This is a genomic window from Arthrobacter sp. NPDC055585, assembly GCF_053619115.1.
Genome location: NZ_JBSHIT010000005.1, coordinates 243,033 through 261,917 on the forward strand (window position 1 = coordinate 243,033; position 18,885 = coordinate 261,917).

General features: G+C 66.5%; 20 protein-coding genes and 1 riboswitch. Of the genes, 10 read left to right on the top strand and 10 right to left on the bottom strand.

What is annotated here, in order from left to right; translation table 11 throughout:
* Positions 1-9 precede the first annotated feature (9 nt).
* The 3 genes from ACWGQ2_RS10945 to ACWGQ2_RS10955 all read right to left on the bottom strand — a co-directional run bounded on the left by ACWGQ2_RS10945 (position 10) and on the right by ACWGQ2_RS10955 (position 2,176).
* Positions 10-372, bottom strand: coding sequence for a VOC family protein (locus ACWGQ2_RS10945; RefSeq protein WP_325788614.1), 363 nt, complete (start codon positions 370-372; stop codon positions 10-12).
* 101 nt (positions 373-473) lie between these two features.
* The gene (locus ACWGQ2_RS10950; RefSeq protein WP_452017122.1) at positions 474-1,466 is read right to left on the bottom strand and encodes a DUF2804 domain-containing protein; all 993 of its coding nucleotides are present in this window, start codon (positions 1,464-1,466) and stop codon (positions 474-476) included.
* 11 nt (positions 1,467-1,477) lie between these two features.
* Positions 1,478-2,176, bottom strand: a complete 699-nt coding sequence (locus ACWGQ2_RS10955) for a hypothetical protein (RefSeq protein WP_452017124.1) — start codon at positions 2,174-2,176, stop codon at positions 1,478-1,480.
* Positions 2,177-2,362: 186 nt separating this feature from the next.
* Between ACWGQ2_RS10955 and ACWGQ2_RS10960 the strand changes: the two genes are divergently transcribed.
* The 3 genes from ACWGQ2_RS10960 (at position 2,363) to ACWGQ2_RS10970 (ending at position 4,882) form a co-directional block, all read left to right on the top strand.
* On the top strand, positions 2,363-2,812 hold the full coding sequence (locus ACWGQ2_RS10960) for an Hsp20/alpha crystallin family protein (protein ID WP_452017126.1): 450 nt from the start codon (positions 2,363-2,365) through the stop codon (positions 2,810-2,812).
* A 103-nt stretch (positions 2,813-2,915) separates the two neighbouring features.
* Entirely contained in the window at positions 2,916-4,034 is a 1,119-nt protein-coding gene (locus ACWGQ2_RS10965) for an NAD(P)-dependent alcohol dehydrogenase (RefSeq protein ID WP_452017128.1), read from the top strand.
* Positions 4,035-4,075: 41 nt separating this feature from the next.
* Entirely contained in the window at positions 4,076-4,882 is an 807-nt protein-coding gene (locus ACWGQ2_RS10970) for a carbon-nitrogen hydrolase family protein (protein ID WP_452017130.1), read from the top strand.
* Here the strand turns inward: ACWGQ2_RS10970 and ACWGQ2_RS10975 are convergent.
* Positions 4,879-6,291, bottom strand: coding sequence for an amino acid permease (locus ACWGQ2_RS10975; protein WP_452017132.1), 1,413 nt, complete (start codon positions 6,289-6,291; stop codon positions 4,879-4,881). The two genes, ACWGQ2_RS10970 and ACWGQ2_RS10975, sit on opposite strands and share 4 nt — an antisense overlap.
* 336 nt (positions 6,292-6,627) lie before the next feature.
* On the opposite strand from ACWGQ2_RS10975, the gene ACWGQ2_RS10980 reads away from it, so the two are divergent.
* Both ACWGQ2_RS10980 and ACWGQ2_RS10985 read left to right on the top strand, forming a co-directional pair.
* Positions 6,628-7,200, top strand: a complete 573-nt coding sequence (locus ACWGQ2_RS10980) for an RNA polymerase sigma factor (RefSeq protein WP_452017134.1) — start codon at positions 6,628-6,630, stop codon at positions 7,198-7,200.
* Positions 7,172-8,002, top strand: coding sequence for a hypothetical protein (locus tag ACWGQ2_RS10985; RefSeq protein WP_452017136.1), 831 nt, complete (start codon positions 7,172-7,174; stop codon positions 8,000-8,002). Before ACWGQ2_RS10980 ends, ACWGQ2_RS10985 begins: the two co-directional genes overlap by 29 nt.
* 95 nt (positions 8,003-8,097) lie before the next feature.
* On the opposite strand, the gene ACWGQ2_RS10990 is transcribed toward ACWGQ2_RS10985, so the two are convergent.
* Together ACWGQ2_RS10990 and ACWGQ2_RS10995 are read right to left on the bottom strand one after the other, a co-directional pair.
* Positions 8,098-8,589, bottom strand: coding sequence for a CoA-binding protein (locus tag ACWGQ2_RS10990; protein WP_452017138.1), 492 nt, complete (start codon positions 8,587-8,589; stop codon positions 8,098-8,100).
* Positions 8,582-9,943: an O-acetylhomoserine aminocarboxypropyltransferase/cysteine synthase family protein gene (locus ACWGQ2_RS10995; RefSeq protein WP_452017140.1), complete on the bottom strand. Its 1,362-nt coding sequence runs from the start codon at positions 9,941-9,943 to the stop codon at positions 8,582-8,584. Before ACWGQ2_RS10995 ends, ACWGQ2_RS10990 begins: the two co-directional genes overlap by 8 nt.
* Before the next feature lie 121 nt (positions 9,944-10,064).
* On the opposite strand from ACWGQ2_RS10995, the gene ACWGQ2_RS11000 reads away from it, so the two are divergent.
* On the top strand, positions 10,065-10,337 hold the full coding sequence (locus ACWGQ2_RS11000) for a hypothetical protein (protein WP_452017142.1): 273 nt from the start codon (positions 10,065-10,067) through the stop codon (positions 10,335-10,337).
* Here ACWGQ2_RS11000 and acs read toward each other — a convergent pair.
* From acs to ACWGQ2_RS11020, 4 genes are all read right to left on the bottom strand, one after another.
* Positions 10,334-12,307, bottom strand: coding sequence for an acetate--CoA ligase (gene acs / locus ACWGQ2_RS11005; RefSeq protein WP_452017144.1), 1,974 nt, complete (start codon positions 12,305-12,307; stop codon positions 10,334-10,336). The genes ACWGQ2_RS11000 and acs overlap by 4 nt on opposite strands.
* Positions 12,298-13,164: an ABC transporter permease gene (locus ACWGQ2_RS11010; RefSeq protein WP_452017146.1), complete on the bottom strand. Its 867-nt coding sequence runs from the start codon at positions 13,162-13,164 to the stop codon at positions 12,298-12,300. The genes acs and ACWGQ2_RS11010 overlap by 10 nt, the downstream gene beginning before the upstream one ends.
* Positions 13,164-14,231, bottom strand: a complete 1,068-nt coding sequence (locus ACWGQ2_RS11015) for an aliphatic sulfonate ABC transporter substrate-binding protein (RefSeq protein WP_452017148.1) — start codon at positions 14,229-14,231, stop codon at positions 13,164-13,166. Before ACWGQ2_RS11015 ends, ACWGQ2_RS11010 begins: the two co-directional genes overlap by 1 nt.
* 120 nt (positions 14,232-14,351) lie before the next feature.
* Entirely contained in the window at positions 14,352-15,179 is an 828-nt protein-coding gene (locus ACWGQ2_RS11020) for an ABC transporter ATP-binding protein (RefSeq protein ID WP_452017150.1), read from the bottom strand.
* A gap of 411 nt (positions 15,180-15,590) precedes the next feature.
* Positions 15,591-15,705: riboswitch (SAM riboswitch) on the top strand.
* Positions 15,706-15,740: 35 nt separating this feature from the next.
* On the opposite strand from ACWGQ2_RS11020, the gene ACWGQ2_RS11025 reads away from it, so the two are divergent.
* From ACWGQ2_RS11025 to ACWGQ2_RS11040, 4 genes are all read left to right on the top strand, one after another.
* Entirely contained in the window at positions 15,741-17,135 is a 1,395-nt protein-coding gene (locus tag ACWGQ2_RS11025) for an LLM class flavin-dependent oxidoreductase (RefSeq protein ID WP_452017152.1), read from the top strand.
* Between the two features lie 24 nt (positions 17,136-17,159).
* Positions 17,160-17,522 (top strand): hypothetical protein, encoded by a 363-nt coding sequence (locus tag ACWGQ2_RS11030; protein WP_452017154.1) that lies wholly within the window; start codon positions 17,160-17,162, stop codon positions 17,520-17,522.
* A gap of 105 nt (positions 17,523-17,627) precedes the next feature.
* On the top strand, positions 17,628-18,401 hold the full coding sequence (locus tag ACWGQ2_RS11035) for an alpha/beta fold hydrolase (RefSeq protein ID WP_452017156.1): 774 nt from the start codon (positions 17,628-17,630) through the stop codon (positions 18,399-18,401).
* Positions 18,402-18,467: 66 nt separating this feature from the next.
* Positions 18,468-18,884 carry a CoA-binding protein gene (locus ACWGQ2_RS11040; RefSeq protein ID WP_452017158.1) on the top strand — a complete coding sequence of 139 codons (417 nt, stop codon included), beginning with the start codon at positions 18,468-18,470 and terminating at the stop codon, positions 18,882-18,884.
* The last annotated feature ends 1 nt before the right edge of the window (position 18,885 follow it).

Sequence of the window (18,885 nt, forward strand, 5' to 3'; positions counted from 1 at the left end):
CCAGCTGTCCTAGTCCCGGGCGGAGAGGATGCAGAATTCGTTGCCTTCGGGATCGGCCAGCACCACCCAGGGCACATCCGGTGCCTGCCCGACGTCGGCGCGGACCGCGCCGAGTGCCAGCAGCCGCTCCACTTCCTCTTCCTGTGTGCAGCCGTGCGGAACAAGGTCCATGTGCAGGCGGAGTTTGGCGGTCTTCCGGTCCGGAACCGGGATGATGTCGAGCGGCGGTCCGGGGACCCCGTCGGCGGGGGCCAGGGAAATGCCGCCGTCGAACTCCTCAGCCACCCGGTAGCCCAGGGCCTGGGTCCAGAACCGGGTCTGGGCGTCCACATCGAGGGCATCAAGGGCAAGGGAAGCGAATCTGCTGCTCACGTGAAGGCTCCTTCGGTTCGGGTGAGGTGCGAATGAACCTAGCAGTGCGTCCGGGGGCGGGGGAAGAACCGTTGCCGGTCCGGCTGGTGACGAACCGGCAGCTACCAGCGGTTGCGGGCTTCCTCAATCCAGCCGTGCACCCCGTTCAGGTCATAGCGCGTGCCATCCGGAGCGGCAGCCCACCCGGACCACGCCCCAAAGGCCTGCCACGTCTTCGAGGCAACGGCCACCACGTTGGTTGCCGCCAGCCGCCGGTGGAACGGAGTGAGGGTCGCCTCGATCCAGTCCCCGCGGACATGCCATGGCGCGTGCGGATCGGCCAGGTTGTAGCTGAACTCCAGTTCGGCGTCGTAGTGGTGCAGCACTCCGTCCACGATCAGCGCGTTTTCAGTTGCAGGCGTGCCTTCGGTCCACATGCCGCCCAGCTGCAGGCCCAGCCGGGTACCGGCGGAGATGCCGTAGCCAGCCGCCCAGTTCCAGCGCCGGGAGTAGGGCCAGCGTCCGCGGCCGCGGTCCAGGACGGCGAACGCGCCGTCGCCCACCGGATACTGCCGGCCATCAACAGTGATGGTTCCGCTGACCTCGCGGGCCACGTCCTTGAGCGTGTACTGGTAACGGGTGTCCGACCACGGAACCACAACGCCCAGCACGTCGCCCGCAGCGGGCGCATAGAGTTCGACGCCGACGCGTTCGGACTCCGCGCGCAGGTGCGTCCCGCCGTCGTCGTCATGGAAGCGCAGGTGCAGCCCGCCCATGGTGCCCACTGCGGTCATGGGCGGAAGAGTCCCCGGAAGGATGGCCGTGGATCCTGGCGGAAGGGTGAGCGGATCGCTGGTGATCTCCCTGCCGGTGGCACGCTCATACACGTACAGCTGGAGGGTGGCAGCGTAGTCGAGGTGCGCAATGGTCATGCCGAGCACCAGGTCCGGGGTCAGAACACCCCAGTACTCCCAGCGCTTAGTCCGCCAGCCGTGCCGCAGTCCCTGGGGGAGATCCGCGAAGGCGTGCAGCGGGGTGCGGGAGAAGCCCGCCGCAGCCGGGTTCAGCTTTCCGTTTCCCAGGGACAGCTGGACGGGTTCCTTGATTTCTTCCATGGCGCCACAGTCTAAGCGGTGCGGCTCAAAGATGCTGTCCAGCCGGCTCTGCCACGAACAGCGGGTCCCGGCTCGGCGGCCTGCTTGCCGGAACCGCTGGACACGTGGCAATCCCGGATGCGCGGTGCGCTCCGGCCGGCCGGGCGCATCGCGGACTTCCGGCGGACATTCTTCCGGATCGGCGAACGCGCCCGGACACTTCGGGGGACCGCGGGAGCAGCCGGGCCGGACGGCAGTTCCGTGCGGAGATCTGTCCGCGGGGCACCTGCGGCGGCTGCCCTTGCCGGAGCCGTGGCCTTCAGGACTTCAGGCGTACCGGTTGCCCCCGCCGGAAACAGTGCCTGAAGAAACTCTTCCCGGGCGAAGGCCGCTGCGGTGAGGAATTCTCTGGCTGCCGGTGCCGCCGGGTCTGTGGCCAGTCGGCGGGCGGCACGCATGCGCAGTGCCCGCCAGGCCAGCCAGCACAGTACGGCGAGGGAAGCGCCGGTGCCGTACAGCAGCACCACTGCCTGTACCAGTGACGTTGTGCCTCCGGAAAACACGCCGATCCCCAGCAGGGCAGCAGCCACCCATACGGCGCTGGCCCAGCCCGCTGTATCCAGTACTGGGGATGGTGTTGAACCGGCGAGCCGGCTGGGGAGTGCAAGGAGTTTTTCAATGCGGGCTGCATGGTGTCCTGTTCCGGTGCGGAACAGCGCAGGCTGGGTCACTGCTTCCTTTCCTTCCAGACATGGTTCGAATGAAAGAAAACGGATTTCTCCGCTGCAACATCTCGGGTTAGCACTCTCGTGTTGCAAGTGCTAATCTACTGCCGAAAGTTGAGTGAAGCCAACTCAACTTTGATGAAATGGCAGATCAGCCCGCTGTGTAAAGCGGAGTGAAGGAGTTGATTTGTGATGGCAACACGTTTTGATCCGTTCCGTGAACTCGACCGTTTTGCCCAGGCCGTGCGCAGCGAGTCACTGCGCCACATGCCGATGGACCTCTACCGGCAGGACGACCGCTACGTTCTGAGCCTTGACCTTCCCGGCGTCGATCCGGGTTCCGTTGACATTGACGTCGATGGCCAGCTGCTGACCATCCGCGCCGAGCGGACCCTCCGCGGTGAAGAAGGTGTGCAGTGGCTTTCCCGCGAACGTGAGGGCGGTTCGTTCCTGCGCCAGCTCAGCCTGGGCCAGGGCATCGATACCGAGGGCATCACCGCCCACTATGAAAACGGCGTGCTGAACGTGGTGATCCCGGTCAGCGAGAAGGCCCGCCCGCGCCGCATTGAGGTGCAGTCGGGGTCTTCAGCGTCTCTGGGCGCCAGCGAATCACACCGTGAACCCGAGGCGGTCAGCGCCTAACGGCACCAGTGCCGTTCAGGGCGGCGGGCGGAGTTTCCGCCTGCCGCCCTGATCCGTCTGCAGACCCCTGACGCTGCCGGGCCGGGCCGCGTAGCGTGGCCCTATGACTACCCAGGCGCGCGCCGCGATCCTGCGCGGCATCAATGAACCCTTTGAAATCACCGACGTCCTCCTGGACGACCCCCGCCCGGACGAGGTCCTGGTCCGGGTGCAGGCCGCCGGTGTGTGCGGAACGGACCTCGGGGTCCAGGCCGGGCACATTCCCTTTCCGCTTCCCGGAGTCCTGGGCCATGAGGGTGCCGGAATCGTGGAAGCCGTGGGCTCCGCCGTGACGTCCGTGGTGCCAGGGGACCATGTGCTGCTCAGCTTCACCAGCTGCGGGGAATGCCGGAACTGCCGCAGCGGCCACCCTGCCTACTGCACGTACTTCCTGGAGCTCAACCTGGTGGGCGGGCAGCGCCTTGACGGCAGTGCCACCATCAGCAAAGACGGAAAGGGAGTGCACGGACACTTCTTCGCACAGTCCTCCTTCTCCGACCTGGTCCTCGCTGATGAGCGCGGGGTCACCAAGGTGGATCCCGCTGCTGACTTGTCCCTCCTGGCGCCGCTGGGCTGCGGCGTCCAGACCGGTGCCGGGGCCGTTATGAACGTGCTGCGGCCCGAACCAGGTTCCACGCTCGCTGTTTTCGGTGCAGGCCCGGTGGGCCTTTCCGCAGTCATGGCCGCTGCCCTCGGCGGGTCCACCCGCATCGTGGTGATGGACCTGGTGGACTCCCGGCTGGAGCTTGCCCGCGAACTCGGGGCCACCGACGTCGTCAATTCCGGCAGCAGCGACGCTCTGCAGGCACTGTTCGAACTGACCGACGGCGCCGGGGTAACCCACGCGCTGGAGACCACCGGCAGTACCCGGGTAGCGGCGACTGCCGCAGACGCGCTGGCGCCGCTGGGCAAGCTGGGCCTGATCGGTGCCCCGGCTCCCGGGTCCACGGTGGAACTGGATGTGAACTTTATGCTCAACGGCCGGCAGGTTATTGGCATTACCGAGGGTGACTCAACACCGCAGCTGTTTCTGCCGGCACTGGTGCAACTGATTCAGCAGGGCAGGTTCCCGCTGGAGAAAATGATCACCCGCTACGCGTTCAATGACATCAACACCGCCGCCGCGGATGCGAAGTCCGGCCAGGTGCTGAAACCTGTGCTCCACTTCGAGGACCTGCACTAGGCTGGGATCACACCCGGTCCCGAAGGCAAGGCGGTTCCTCAATGTTGGTTAGCGTAGGTCAGTTCAAACCCAGTGGCGACGTCGAGGCGAACCTTGCGGTGATGCGCTCGCTGGCGGAGAAGGCAAAGGCCGAAGGATCGGAACTGATTGTGTTCCCCGAAGAGTCGATGTTCAGCATCGGCAAGGTCGAGGGTCCGCTGGCCGCGGCCGTCGACGCCGGGTGGACCTCCTTTGTGCAGCAGCTGTCCCTGGCCGCCGCTGAACTGGGCATCGCCGTCGTCGCCGGCGGGTACGAATCCTCGGGTGAGGACCGGCCCTACAACACGCTTGTGGCAATCGAAGCCGACGGCCGGATCGCGGCAACATACCGCAAGCTGCACCTCTACGATGCGTTCAGCTACTCCGAATCCACCCGGATCAAGGCGGGCGACCGAGGCATCCAGGTGGTGGAACTCGGCGGACTGCGGGTGGGCCTGATGACCTGCTACGACCTGCGCTTCCCTGAACTGGCCCGGGCACTGGCCGTGCAGGGAGCGGACCTGATTGCCGTGCCCGCAGCGTGGTTCAAGGGTGAGCACAAAATTGACCACTGGGAAACGCTGCTGAAGGCGCGGGCCATTGAAAACACTGTCTGGGTGGCAGCTGCCGGAACATCCAGCGGCCACACGATCGGGCACTCCGTCATCCTGGACCCCATGGGTGTGCCGCAGGTCTTCCTCGGTGAGGAGACCGAGGCTGTGGCCACAGCAGACGTGGCCCGCAGCCGCATTGAGGAAGTCCGTGAGTATCTTCCGGTGCTCGCCAACCGGCGCTTTGCCCCTGCCGAAGAGATTCTCGAAGGCCCCTAGTTCCCGCGGACGGCGTCCGGTTCCGGCAGCTCGATCGGTTTCCGGCCCTCGGCCCCAACCAGGAACCGGTACGCAGCGAGCATCAGGAGCAGCCACACCACGCCAATGGCCAGTGCGGTGCGCCCGGGGGCAGTAAACGCGAGGATCACCGTCACCAGGGCCATAAAGGCGAGGACCACATAGTTCAGGACCGGCCATCCCGGGAAAGGGAAACCGGCCGACGGCGTGCCGTCCCGGCGCATCTGCCGCCGCATGCGGTGGTGGCTGAGCAGGATCGATGACCAGGTGAAGATGGTGGCGAAGGTGGCGGTGGAGGCGACCACCAGGAACAGCTGCTCCGGGATCCACAGGTAGAGGCCCAGCCCGGCGATGAGGCTGGCCATGATGATGGCCACGGGCCACACCGGCACCCCGTAGCGGGAAACATTGGTGAAGCTGCGCGGAGCATGGCCCTGTTCGGCCAGGCCATACATGGTCCGTGAGGCGGCATAGAAAATAGAGTTCATTGCGGACAGTGCAGCAGTGAGTACCACGGCGTTGATCAGGTGTTCAGCGAACGGGATGCCAAGCCCTGAGAAGACCTGCACAAACGGGCTGCCTTCGGAACCGATCCGGTCCCAGGGCAGCAGGCAGAGCATCACGCCCAGGGACAGCACATAGAAGAGCAGGATGCGCACCGGCACGGTGTTCACGGCCTTGGGAATGGCGCGCTGCGGGTCGCCGGTCTCCCCGGCGGTGACGCCGAGGGTCTCAATCCCGCCGAAGGAAAACACCACGATTCCCAGACTCATCACGATGCCCCACACACCAAAGGGCGCGAACCCGCCGTGGTCCACCAGATGATTGACGCCCGGTTCGTAGCCGCCGGTGCTGACGCCGAAGACAATCAGGTACAGGCCGCCGGCAATCATCGCGATGATGGTGGATACCTTGACCAGGGTGAACCAGAATTCCATCTCCCCGAAAACGCTCACCCGCATCAGGTTCAGGCCGCCGATCAGCAGCATTGCCGCGATCATCCAGACCCATCCCGGTGTATCCGGGAACCACAGGCCCATGTACATGCTCACTGCCGTCATATCCGCGATCGCCACAATAATCATTTCGAAGGCGAACGTCCAGCCGGTCAGGAACCCCATGCGCGGACCAAGGTAGCGGCCGGCGTACTGGGAGAAGGACCCGGCAACGGGGTGGCGGACTGCCATCTCGCCCAGCGCCCGCATGACCAGGAACACTGCGCAGCCGGCAACGATGTAGGCGATCAGGACAGCCGGTCCCGCTGCCTGGATGGTTTCGGAGGAACCGTAGAACAGTCCGGTGCCGATTGCGGAACCCAGGGCAATGAAGCGGATGTGCCGCAGAGAGAGGCCGCGCTTGAGATCCGTGTGATGAGGTGTGGTGCTGGGCATTGTCTTCCTGGGCCGGGCCGACGGAGCCGCGGTATAGCTGGTTCGGAGCGGGGCAGGAGGATGGTTTCGGTCTGCCGCGCCGGATCCGCCGCGAAAGGGCGAACCGCCGTCAAGTCTTCCATATTCTCCTCCGAAGGCTTCCCGCCCGGGGGCTGCCGAAAAACTTTCTCGGTGGCCGCGTAACCTTTCCGGCACCCGCAGCGATTACGTGTGTGTAATGGCCGCGCCGGAGCTCATCCCCCCAACGAGCAACGGCGCGGCCATCTCCTGAGCAGGATCAGCCTGGGCGGGGTACGATTTGGTTCGCCCCAACGTCCCAGACCGAAGGACCCCGTCTTGGCTGACCCGCTGACAGAGCAGATGGTCTCTGCAGCGCGTGCGAACAGCCCGGCGGCGCTGCGGGCGGTTTATGAGTCGCTCTCCCCGGCGGTCCTCGGCTACCTGAGGTCCAAGGGATGTGATGACCCGGAAGCGCTGACCCAGGACGTCTTCCTGACAGTGTTTTCCAGAATCTCAACGGTTTCCGGAGGAGCGGCAGGCCTGCGCACCTTCGCGTTTTCAGTAGCCCACGCCCGAATGGTGGACGACCACCGCCGTCGTGAGCGCCAGCCTGCCACGGCCCCGTACGACGCGCAGCTGGACACCAGGTTCACTGACTCGGCCGAGGACATCGTTCTGCAGTCCCGGCTCGGGGCAACCCAGATGCTGGAAGGACTCACCGAAGCGCAGCGTGAAGTCCTGCTGCTGCGGGTGGTGGCCGATCTTTCGCTCGAGGACGCCGCGGTGATCATGGGGAAAACGGTTAATTCCGTCAAACAGCTTCAGAGACGAGCCCTCTTGGTGCTCAGGGAACGGGTCACAGGGAAGGAGGCCGCGGAAGATGAACAGCATGTCCAGCAGGCCCAGTGACGCCGAAGCAGTCGGGCGCCTTCTGGCGGAGTCCGGCGTCGAGGAAACGCAGGAGCTCACCGCCGCACTCACCCGGCTGCGGTCCGAAGCGAGCACACCGGCCCCGGCGCCGAACCCTGAGCTGGAAGCCTTCTTCACCGCGGGCGTGACGCCCCTGCGCCGGCCTTCACGCAGGCGGGGTTTCCTGCTGGGCGGCGCGGTTATCGCGGCAATGGCAGCCGGAACCACGGGTGTGGCAGCGGCCAACGGCGGCCTCTGGATCACTGCCGAGGACACCCATGAGGCTCCGCCTCCGGCCAGCTTTGAGCAGGTGCCTGCGCCGGCGCAGGTTCCCGAACAAATTGATCCCGCCCAGATGCCCGCGGACCTTCCCGCGGAGCCCGAAAAAACGGAACAGGAACCGGAAGCGGATGCCGAAGTTCCTGAAGCGGATCCCGCCGAAGCCGGCCAGCTGGAGGACGGCTCCGCTGAACCCGGCTGGGGCGGCGTGCCCGGCACGGGCAGCGGCGAGCACCCCGGCAACGGCAGGTGGCCGGAACACGAGATGCAGGGCGATTCGCCGGGCCACGGTGCGCCCGGCCGCGATACACCGGGCCGCGACGAGAGCCAGGAGGGCCCCGGCAAGGGTCAGGGAGGCGCCGGCCGCCCGGGTGGAAAGGATGACCACGGGCACGGGAAGGACAACGGCCAGGGCCAGGGGCGTGACAACAACCAGGGCCGAGGTGAACCCGGCAAGCCCGGTTCGGACGGCAAGGACAGCAACCGCGGCGGACCTCCGCACGGGCGTGGGCCCGGCGGCTGACCCCCTCAGCAACCAACGAGAGGCCAGTTACGGCTCTTTTCAGGCGTGAAAGGAGCCGTAACTGGCCTCTCGGCGGTTGACGGGAGCGGGTGCGGCTAGGCGGTGAGCTGCCGCTTGGAGGAAATCACGCCGGTGTTGAAGCCGGCGAGGTTCAGGCCGCCGTGGAACCGGGCGTGCTCAATCTTCACGCAGCGGTCCATCACCACGTTCATGCCCGCTGCTTCAGCGTCCCGGGCCACCTCCTCATGCCAGGAGCCCAGCTGCAGCCAGAGCGTCTTGGCGCCCACGGCCTTGGCTTCCTCCAGCACAGTCGGCAGGTCATCGTGCCGGCGGAACACATCCACGATGTCCGGGGTCTCCGGCAGGTCCGCCAGCGAGGCGTACACCGGCTGGCCGAGGATCTCCTTGGCCACCGGGTTCACGAAGTACACCTTGTACGGCGAGGAGGAGAGCAGGTACGTGGCCACGAAGTAGGACGCGCGGGACGGCTTGTCCGAGGCACCCACAATGGCGATCGACTTGGCTGAACGCAGCAGGGACAAGCGTTCCGGGGCGCTGGGCCCCACCCAGGTGCGGTTCTCAGACATTGGCTGACTCCTCGGTAGCGAGCGGAAGGCTGCAGGACACAGCGGGTTCGACGGCGGCGGCCGCCCCGCCTGCCGCAGCTGCGGTCAGTGCCTGGTCCAGGTCCCAGAGAATGTCCTCGAGGTCCTCCAGGCCCACGGAAATGCGCACCAGGTCCTCCGGCACGCCGCCGGCCGCCAGCTGCTCGGGGGAGAGCTGCTGATGGGTGGTCGACGCCGGGTGGATCACCAGGGTGCGGGAGTCGCCCACGTTCGCCAGGTGCGAGGCCAGCTGCAGGGATTCGATGAACGTCTGCCCAGCCGCCCGGCCGCCCTTCACACCGAAGCTGAACACGGAGCCCGGTCCCTTGGGCAGGTACTTCTTGGCCCGGTCATGGTGTGGATGGGATTCAAGCCCGGCGTAGGACACCCAGGCCACGCGCTCGTCCGCCTGCAGCCAATCGGCCACGGCCTGGGCGTTGCGCAGGTGCTCATCCACGCGCTGGGCCAGGGTTTCAACACCCTGCAGCAGCTGGAAGGCGGACTGTGCGGAGAGCGTGGGCCCAATGTCGCGCAGCTGTTCGGAGCGCAGCTTGGTCAGGAAGCCGTACTCCCCGAAGTTCCCCCACCAGGAGATGTTGCCGTAGGACGGCACCGGCTCGGTCATGGCCGGGAACTTGCCGTTGCCCCAGTTGAAGGTGCCGGCTTCCACGACGACGCCGCCCAGGGTGGTGCCGTGCCCGCCGATGAACTTCGTGGCGGAGTGGATCACAATGTCCGCGCCGTGCTTGAACGGCTGCACCAGGTAGGGAGTGCTCAGGGTGGCGTCGAGGATCAGCGGCACACCGGCGTCGTGCGCCACCTTGGCCAGACCCTCAATGTCGGTGACCTCGCCGCTGGGGTTGGCTACCACTTCCGCGTACACGGCCTTGGTGTTTTCCTGGATGGCCGCGGCGTAGTCCGCCGGGTCGGTGCCGGGAACGAAGGTGGTTTCGATGCCGAAGCGGCGCAGCGTCACGTCCAGCTGCGTGACCGTTCCGCCGTAGAGCTGGGAAGCGGCGACGATGTGGTCCCCGGCGGAGCAGATCGCCGCGAAGGTGACGAATTCCGCTGACATGCCCGACGCCGTCGCCACCGCACCGATTCCACCCTCAAGGGAGGCGATGCGCTCCTCGAACGCGGCGACCGTGGGGTTGCCGATCCGGGAGTAGATGTTGCCGTACTTCTGCAGCGAGAAGAGGTTCGCGGCGTCGGCGGTGTCCTTGAAGACGAAGGACGTCGACTGGTAGATGGGCACGGCGCGGGCACCGTGGATGGCGTCAGGTGTTCCCCCGGCGTGCAGGGCGCGGGTACGGAATCCGAACTGGCGGTCACTCATGGACTGAGTGCTCCTTCCTTGGGGGAACCGCGGGTAGGCGGTTCGCCAATGGTTGCTTTATTGGGTGCTGGATACCAACAATGTTGAGGACAGTTGCAGCGGGGCAATCCTGGGAGCGGGCATGGACGAGTACGTGATCGTGGTTGAAACCGGCTACAAACTGGCGTCCGCGAACCACAAGATCACTCCCACCGAGCCGATGACCCGCGTCGCCGCGGAGCAGATGTTCACCGAGATGATGGACGGAGGGCATCCCGAACTGCTGCCGGAGAAGAACGACACCTCGTTCCTGGAGGTCTCGCCCGTGGAGTTCCTGCGCCTGCACCGTGCCATGGGCGGAGCGGTGGAACTGGACCGGGTGACCCTGGCCAGGGTTCACAGCACTGCGCATTAGGCTCCGGCCCGCCGCGCTTCGCACACGGCGTGGATCGCGGGAATGCAGGGTTCGTTCTGCAGGCTGGTGGTGTCCCCGAGGGTGGTGCCCTCGAACAGCTGGGTGAGCAGGCGGCGCATGATCTTGCCCGAGCGGGTCTTGGGCACATCCGGAACCACGACGACGGCGGCGGGCTTGGCGATCGGCCCGATCTCCTTCGCGACGTGGGCCCGCAGCTGCGCGGTGACAGTTTCAGTATCCGGCGACGCGGAGTCGGTGAGCACCACGAACGCGGCGATGGCGTGACCGGTTTTGGGATCCGCGACGGGGCAGACCCCGGCTTCCACCACCCAGGGGTGGGAGACCAGCGCGGATTCGATTTCGATCGTGGAGAGCCGGTGCCCGGAGACGTTCAGGACGTCGTCCACCCGCCCCAGGATCCAGGTGTCGCCGTCGTCGTCATACCGTGCGCCGTCCCCGGCGAGGAACCAGCCCTGCTGCGCGTACTGCCGCCAGTAGGAGGAGAGGTAGCGCTGCGGATCTCCCCAGCAGGTCCGGGCCATGGACGGACCGGTCTTATCCACCACAATGAAGCCCTGTACGTTCGGGGGCACCTCGTTGCCGTGCTCATCAACGATCCGGGTGGACACGCCGGGCAGGGCGCGGGAAGCGCAGCCGGGCTTGAAACTGGTGTCCGTCTGCCGCGGGGACAGGATGGTGGCACCGGTTTCGGACTGCCACCAGGTGTCGATCACCGGAACCTCGCCGCGGCCGATGTTCTCCCGCATCCAGCGCCAGGCTTCCGGGTTAACTGCTTCACCTACGGTGCCCAGCAGCCGGATGGAGGACAGGTCCCAGGTGTCCGGGACGCCGTCGGGGAACCAGCCCATGAGGGAGCGGACCAGGGTAGGGGCGGTGTAGTAGCTGGTGACCTGGTAGCGTTCGATGATTTCGAAGTGCCGGCCGGGATGCGGGGTGTTCGGTGTGCCCTCGAAGATCACCTGGGTGACGCCGTTGGAGAGCGGCCCGTAGATCTCATAGGTGTGGGCGGTGACCCAGGCCAGGTCCGCAGTGCACCAGTGGACGTCCGTGTCCCGGGCGGATTCGTCCGGATTGGCGAACAGGAACCCGTAGCTCCAGGACGCCTGCGTGAGGTAGCCGCCCATGGTGTGCACCAGGCCCTTGGGCTTTCCCGTGGTGCCGGAGGTGTACATGATGAACAGCGGCGTCTCGGCGTCGAATGCCTCCGGTTCGTGCACATCGGAGGCGGTGTCCACGGTCTCGTGCCACCAGAGATCCCGGCCCTCGGTCCAAGCGATCTCGGAGCCCGTGCGCCGGATGACCAGAACATGTTCAATCGCGTTGTCCCCGGAAACGGCCTCGTCCGCGTTGTCCTTGACCGGGACGGCGGCACCGCGCCGGAACTGGCCGTCCGTGGTGACCAGCAGCTTCGCGCGGGTGTTCTCCACCCGGAACTTCAGCGCCTCGGCCGAAAACCCGCCGAAGACCAGCGAGTGGATGGCGCCGATCCGTGCACAGGCCAGGGTGATGATGATGGTTTCGGCGATGACGGGCAGGTAGATGACCACCCGGTCGCCCTTTTCGATCCCGAGGGCCAGCAGGGCGTTGGCAGCCTTGGAGACTTCCTTCTGCAGCTGGGCGTAGGTGATGCTCCGGCGGTCACCGGGTTCGCCCTCGCAGTGCAGTGCCACTTTGTCCCCGCGCCCGGCGGCCACGTGGCGGTCCACGCAGTTCACTGCGACGTTGAGCTTGCCGCCGGCGAACCACTGGATTTCCGGCACGCTGTACTCGGCGTCGGCCTCCGGAACCTCCGGGCCGGACAGGCGCTGCGGCGGGGTGAAGGTGTGGGCGGTGTGCCACGGCTGTTCCCACTGCAGGCGCCGGGCGGCGTCCTCCCAGAACGCAATGCGCTCTGCCTCGCCGGCGAATTCCGGTTCGGCTGCTGTCTGGATTGCTGTGTCTACGCCCACTTCTTCACTGCCCACTTTTCTGCGACGCTCAGCAGGGCATCCGTCGTTTTGCCGATGACTGCCAGCAGCACGATCGCCAGGAACATCCGGTCGGTGCGGCCGTTGTTCTGCGAGTCGGTGAGCAGGAAGCCCAGCCCCATGGAGGAGGCGATCAGTTCGGCGGCCACCAGGAACAGCCAGGACTGGGCCAGTGCCAGCCGCAGGCCGGAGAAGACAGCCGGTACGACGGCGGGCAGCTGCACCGTGGTGAGCAGCTTCAGTCCGTTCAGGCCGAAGGCGCGGGCGGCTTCGACAAGGTTCTTGTCCACGTGCCGCAGGGCCAGGGACACGGTGGTGAAGACCGGGAAAAACGCGCCGATGGTGATCAGTGTGACCTTGGAGTCCTCGCCGATGCCCATCCAGAGGATCAGCAGCGGCACCAATGCCAGGGAAGGAACGGCTCGGACGGCGCCGAACAGCGGGCCGAGCAGGACGTCGGCCAGCCGGGACAGGCCCAGCAGGGCGCCCAGGACCAGGCCCAGTGCGGCGCCGAGCGCGAAACCGGTGAGGACGCGCTGGGTGGAGATGGCGATGTGGGTGCCCAGCTCGCCGCGCTCAATCAGGTCCGCTGCGGAGGTCAGGACCGCGCCCGGGGAGGGCAGCTGCACGGCGCTGAAAACCCCGAGGACGGAGACCAGCTGCCAGAGGCCCAGCAGCAGAACCGGTACCACCAGGCCCAGGGCCACGCGGGCCCAGGTCCGAGACAGGACGCCGCCGGAGACGGTCTTCCGCACCGGTGCTGCGGGCAGCGCGGCTCCCGGGCCCTGGATGCCGCCGGGGACGGCGGAACTGCCGGTCAGGGAGGTATTGCTGCTCATTAGGAGTCCTTGACCGTTGCGGCGTCGGCCTTCTGCACGAAGGTGTCATCCAGCAGCGAAGCAACGGCGTCGTCGATCGCCTGTTGGTTGGCGACGTCGCCGGTTTCAACGAACACGGGGCCGACCTTTTCCAGGACCGTGCGCTGCGCATCGCCCGGGGCGGCGTCGACGTCGAGGTTGCTGCGTTCCAGGATGACGGTGCGGGCCACCTCGAGGTCCAGGCCGGCGACGTCGGCGAGGATCTGCGCGGTTTCCTCCGGGTTTTCGGCGGCCCAGGCGCGGGCCTTTTCGTAGGCGTCAACTACTGTCTGGGCCAGTTCGGGCTGCTCTTCCAGGAAGGACTCGGTGGCGTTGAGGAAGCCGTAGGTGTTGAAGTCCAGGTTGCGGTAGAGGAACTTCGCGCCGGCGTGCTCGGCACCGGCCATGATCGGATCGAGGCCGGACCACGCATCCACTGCACCGTTCTCCAGGGCGGTGCGGCCGTCGGCGTGCTGCAGGTTCTCAACCGTCACGTCGGAGGTGCTCAGACCGGCTTCTTCCAGTGCCTGGACTAGGAAGAAGTAAGGGTCGGTGCCCTTGGTCGCGGCGACGGACTTCCCTGCGAGGTCCTCGACGGAGGTGATGTCCGAGTCGGGGGAGACCAGGAGTCCGGCCCATTCCGGCTGGGAGTAGATGCTGATGGTCTTGATTTCGGAACCGTTGGCGCGGGCGAGGAGGGCAGCCGAACCGGCGGTGGAGCCGACGTCGATCGCTCCGGCGCGCAGCGCCTCGTTGGCCTTGTTGGATCCCGCGGACTGTACCCAGTTGACCTCAACGCCCTGCTCTTCGAGGGTGGCTTCGAGCCAGCCCTGGTCCTTGATCACCAGGCTGAGCGGGTTGTAGGTGGCGAAGTCGATGTTCAGGGTGCCGCCGTCGGCCGTTTCGTTGGCGGCTGCGCCGGAGGAATCTTCGCCGGCAACGCAGCCGGTCAGGGCCAGGGAGACGGCGGCGGCGGTGGCTGCCAGTGCGGTGAGCGGGCGGCGGGAGACACGGGGTGGGCGGCGGGAGAAGCGGGAACGGCTGTTCATGGGGATTCCTTCGAGACGGGTGGAGCAGAAAAAATCAGGGATAGGTACAACTGGTGCGGGCACAAAGCGTCCGCGGTTTGGCCCCGTTTTGAGCGCGGGGGCAGGGGAGGCGTGGGCGCTCTAGTGGCGGTCGACGCCGAGGCTTGCCAGGAGTTCGCCGCGCATTCGGGCGAGTTCGGCTGAGGCTCGGTCCCGGGGGCGGGCGCCGGGAACGGTGATGGTCTGGGTGATGGTGGCCCCGGGTTTGCCGGGTTCGCGGCCGAGCACGATGATCCGGTCGGCGAGCTGGAGGGCTTCATCGACGTCGTGAGTGACCAGCAGGACGGTGGCCGGGGCGGCGCGGTGCACGTCCAGCAGCAGGTCCTGCATCTTCAGGCGGGTCAGTGCGTCCAGGGCGCCGAACGGTTCGTCCAGCAGCAGGACGCCGGGCTTGCGGGCCAGGGCGCGGGCCAGCGAGGCGCGCTGGGCCATGCCGCCGGAAACGGCGCGCGGCTGGTGCTTGGCGAAGCTGTCCAGTTCCACGAGCTTGAGCAGTTCGGAGACCTTGGCCTGGCCTTCGGAGGCGCTGGTGCCCTTCGGCAGGCCGATCGCAACGTTGGCCTGCAGGGTCTGCCAGGGCAGCAACCGGGGTTCCTGGAAGGCGACGGCGCAGCGGTCATCGATGCCGCGCACAGCGGTTCCGTCGATTCGAACCTGGCCGGTGGACGCGGCGTCGAGCCCGGCAGTGGCGCGCAGCAGCGTGGACTTGCCGCAGCCGCTGGACCCCAGGATCGCCAGGACTTCCCCCGGGCGGACTTCAAAGTTGATGTCGCGGAGCACCACGTGGGCGTCTGCGCCGGAGCCAAAGCTGCGGCCAACGCCGTCGAACGTCACGGACAGGGCGGTGTCGGGTGCGGTGGGCGCGGCAGCGGACACAGCATGGGACCCAGAGGACAGTACAGCAGTCATTGAACACTCCATCGGTCCTGGCAGTAGCACCCTACGGAAAACGTCCTGGGCCGTTACCGGCCTCCTGCGACGTCCACCTCGCTATCGCAGTGCCTCAAGGAGGAAGCACTCCGACCAGGGTTGCTGCGGCTTCACTGATCCAGGTCTCTCAGCCGCTCGGGATGGTCAAGCACCAACTAAACGCCCTGAAGTCCGATCCCGGCAAGTCCCCGCGTAACATTTCGAATCCAGTCCCCTTCCCGCCGGTGTCCCCATCGAGAGGCCAGTTACGGCTCTTTTGAGCGCCCAAAGGAGCCGTAACTGGCCTCTCGATGGTTTTTGGGAGGGGAGAAGTACGACGGCGGCCGTTACGCCGCGTGACAGGCGGGGCTTGCGTGCCACCGGGGGAACGGGCGCATACTGAACCCGCAGGATCATGAGTCCCAACGCGAAGCTCTGGCTGGTTGGGCGGCAACCCTCTCCCGTAGCGGGGTGCCCCAGATGACGATCCGGTCGCCGGCAGCACCGCCCGCGGCAAGTACGGCGCTCCCTCTGCGGTGCGTCCTTCCGTAAAGGACCCTCATGGCCACCACGCCCGCCCGCCACATCCGCTTCAACGCCTTCGACATGAACTGCGTGGGCCATCAGTCGCCCGGCCTCTGGCGCCACCCCGAAGACCGTTCCGCGGACTACACCAAGCTCAGCTACTGGACCCATCTGGCCCAGACCTGCGAACGCGGCCTGTTCGACGGGATCTTCATTGCCGACGTCCTCGGCACGTACGACGTGTACGGATCCTCCAACGAAGCGACCCTGCGGCAGGGCACCCAGGTCCCGGTAAACGATCCGCTGCTGCTGGTCTCCGCCATGGCGCTGGTCACTGAACACCTCGGCTTCGGCGTCACGGCCGGAACCGCCTACGAGCACCCGTACCCGTTCGCCCGCCGGCTCTCCACCCTGGACCATCTCACCGGAGGGCGGGTCGGCTGGAACGTAGTGACCGGCTACCTGCCCTCCGCCGCCCGGAACATGGGCCAGGAAGACCAGCTGGAGCACGACGAGCGCTACAACCACGCCGATGAATACCTCGAAGTTGTCTACAAGCTGCTCGAGGGCTCCTGGGAAGACGATGCCGTGGTCCGCGACCGGGAGACCGGCGTGTTCACCGACCCGGCCAAGGTCCATGACATCAACCATGAGGGCAAGTACTTCAAGGTCCCCGGCATCCACATTTCGGAGCCCTCGCCGCAGCGCACACCGGTGATCTACCAGGCCGGTGCGTCGCCGCGCGGCATCGCTTTCGCGGCAGAGAACGCTGAAGCAGTCTTCGTCGGAGCGTCCACGGTGGAGAAGCTCAAGGCGACCGTCACGAAGATCCGCGACGCCGCCGAAGCAGCAGGACGGGACCGGCACTCGATCCGGATCTACACGCTGCTGACCATCATCACCGCCGCCACTACCGAGGAAGCCGAAGCCAAGCACCTGGATTACCAGAGCTACATCAGCGACGAAGGCGCGCTGGCGCTGATGTCCGGCTGGATGGGCGTGGACCTCTCCACCTACAACCTCGATGAGCCGCTCGGCTCGGTGAAGTCCAACGCCATCCAGTCCGCTGCGGCGAACTTCCAGAAAGTGAAGGACGACGGCGAGCCCTGGACGGTGCGCGACATCGCCGAGAGCGCCGGGATCGGCGGGCTGGGCCCGCGGCTGGTGGGCTCCGGCGAGGAGGTTGCCGAGGAACTGATCCGCTGGGTGGAGGAGACCGACGTCGACGGCTTTAACCTCGCGTATGCCGTCACACCGGGCACCTTCGAAGACGTGGTGGAGTTCGTGGTTCCGGAGCTGCAGAAGCGCGGCGCGTACCCCACGGAGTACGCCCCCGGCACTCTGCGGAACAAGCTCTTCGGTGCCGGAGACAAGCTTCCCGCAGAGCACCGCGGTGCACGGTACCGGCTGGCACCGGCAGTAAAGGGATAGAGGCCCCTCGGCTATCCTCGATCCATGACTGCCGACGGACCGTCCAATACCATTCAGCTCACCGTCAGTTCCAAGCGTGCCCGGGCACACGGCGAACTGGTGGTCCAGGCACCGATGGCTGCCCTCCCGCCCGCCGTGGAGCGTGCCCTGGCCGGACTTCCGCGCATGACACTCACCGCCATCTGGCGGGAACGGGCGGAAATCGTGGCCGGTGGGAACTGGAAGTCCTTCGGCGCCGTCATTGTCCTGTCCTTCGAACCAATCGATGCCCGCACCACACGCGTGAGCGCAGCCAGCACCCCGAACGTCCCCACCACGCTGTTCGACTACGGCCAGGGCAAGGCCGACGTCACCGAGGTGCTGCGGGCCGTCGCCGCGGAACTCTAAGGCAGCTCCGGGACGGCATGCTTATTGACCCCCGGGGGCGGCCCTTCTACCTTGGAGGGACGGCCCGTCATCTTCGGCTCCCACCCTCCCGCCAAGGAGACCCCCATGGATCCAGCAGCCAGTGCCTCAGGACGTGTGCTTTCCGCTGACGGAACGCCGATTGCATGGCAGCGGCAGGGCGAGGGACCGCCCCTGGTGGTGGTGGACCCGATCATGATGGACCGGACTACGTCCTCCATGGCCGGGGTTGCCGAATTGCTGGCGGAGGGGCACACCGTCTATACATACGACCGCCGGGGCAAGGGCGAGAGCGGAGACGGGGAGGAATACACCCCCGAATCCGAAGTGGACGATCTGCTGGCCGTCGTGGAAACCGCCGGCGGAACGGCAGACCTCCTAGGAACTTCTTCCGGCGCCGTGCTCGCACTGCGGGCGGCGTCGGAGTCAGCTGTTATCTCCAGCGTCATCGCCGTGGAACCGCCGCTCACCGAGGGCGGCGACGGAGAGCCGGATATCCGCCCGGAGCTGGAAGAGCTGCTGTCCACAGGTGACCGCGCCGGAGCCATCCGGCTTTTCCAAGAATCCATCGGAGTGCCGGAAGAGATAATCGATGCCTCCGATCCGGCGCCGTTCGAGCAGGCGGCGCACACCATCTCCTATGACCTGACCCTGCTGCTGGAAACCGATGTGCAGAGTCTGACCGGAATCCGTGTGCCTGTGCTGGTGCTGGCCAGTTCCGGAAGCGATGACCGGCTGCGCGAATGGGCCCGCCAGACAGCCGAGCTGCTGCCCGAGGGCTCCTTTCAGCTGCTGGAGGGCAGCTGGCATGGGCTGGAGGACGCCACCCTCGCCGCCGCCGTGGACGCCTTCCTGGAATAGTGCCGCAGCCCGCCGTGTTCCCCTGGCGTAGGGTGGGAGCCCGGCAGACATCCCAGGAGGCACAGCATGGCGCACCGCAATGACCCGGAAGTCATCACCAGGCTGCTCACGGACAAGGGCCGGTGGGCGGTAGTCGGCTTGTCGAACAACCCGGCCCGCCCCGCTGTGGGTGTTTCCCGGTTTGTGCAGGATTCCCTGGGCATGGAAATTATCCCCGTCAATCTTTCCGGCGAGGCAGTGCAGGGCAATAAGGGCTATACCCGGCTCTCGGAGATACCCGGCCCGGTGGACGTGGTGGACTGCTTCGTGAACTCCGCCAAAGTGGGGAACATCGTGGACCAGGCCATCGAAATTGGTGCCAAGGCCGTCTGGCTGCAGCTGGGTGTGGTGGATGAAGGGGCAGCGCAGCGTGCCGCAGCCGCTGGCCTCGACGTCGTTATGGACACCTGCCCGGTGATCGAAGCCGGGAGGTTTGGACTCTAAA

Bases quoted from the DNA above. Each gene is read 5' to 3' on its own strand.
- ACWGQ2_RS10960 (WP_452017126.1), top strand. From the start codon at position 2,363: ATGGCAACACGTTTTGATCCGTTCCGTGAACTCGACCGTTTTGCCCAG.
- ACWGQ2_RS11040 (WP_452017158.1), top strand. From the start codon at position 18,468: ATGGCGCACCGCAATGACCCGGAAGTCATCACCAGGCTGCTCACGGAC.
- ACWGQ2_RS11000 (WP_452017142.1), top strand. From the start codon at position 10,065: ATGGACGAGTACGTGATCGTGGTTGAAACCGGCTACAAACTGGCGTCC.
- ACWGQ2_RS10990 (WP_452017138.1), bottom strand. From the start codon at position 8,589: ATGTCTGAGAACCGCACCTGGGTGGGGCCCAGCGCCCCGGAACGCTTG.
- ACWGQ2_RS10970 (WP_452017130.1), top strand. From the start codon at position 4,076: ATGTTGGTTAGCGTAGGTCAGTTCAAACCCAGTGGCGACGTCGAGGCG.
- ACWGQ2_RS10965 (WP_452017128.1), top strand. From the start codon at position 2,916: ATGACTACCCAGGCGCGCGCCGCGATCCTGCGCGGCATCAATGAACCC.
- ACWGQ2_RS11020 (WP_452017150.1), bottom strand. From the start codon at position 15,179: ATGACTGCTGTACTGTCCTCTGGGTCCCATGCTGTGTCCGCTGCCGCG.
- ACWGQ2_RS11025 (WP_452017152.1), top strand. From the start codon at position 15,741: ATGGCCACCACGCCCGCCCGCCACATCCGCTTCAACGCCTTCGACATG.
- ACWGQ2_RS11015 (WP_452017148.1), bottom strand. From the start codon at position 14,231: ATGAACAGCCGTTCCCGCTTCTCCCGCCGCCCACCCCGTGTCTCCCGC.
- ACWGQ2_RS11010 (WP_452017146.1), bottom strand. From the start codon at position 13,164: ATGAGCAGCAATACCTCCCTGACCGGCAGTTCCGCCGTCCCCGGCGGC.
- ACWGQ2_RS10975 (WP_452017132.1), bottom strand. From the start codon at position 6,291: ATGCCCAGCACCACACCTCATCACACGGATCTCAAGCGCGGCCTCTCT.
- ACWGQ2_RS11035 (WP_452017156.1), top strand. From the start codon at position 17,628: ATGGATCCAGCAGCCAGTGCCTCAGGACGTGTGCTTTCCGCTGACGGA.
- ACWGQ2_RS11030 (WP_452017154.1), top strand. From the start codon at position 17,160: ATGACTGCCGACGGACCGTCCAATACCATTCAGCTCACCGTCAGTTCC.
- ACWGQ2_RS10985 (WP_452017136.1), top strand. From the start codon at position 7,172: ATGAACAGCATGTCCAGCAGGCCCAGTGACGCCGAAGCAGTCGGGCGC.
- ACWGQ2_RS10950 (WP_452017122.1), bottom strand. From the start codon at position 1,466: ATGGAAGAAATCAAGGAACCCGTCCAGCTGTCCCTGGGAAACGGAAAG.
- ACWGQ2_RS10995 (WP_452017140.1), bottom strand. From the start codon at position 9,943: ATGAGTGACCGCCAGTTCGGATTCCGTACCCGCGCCCTGCACGCCGGG.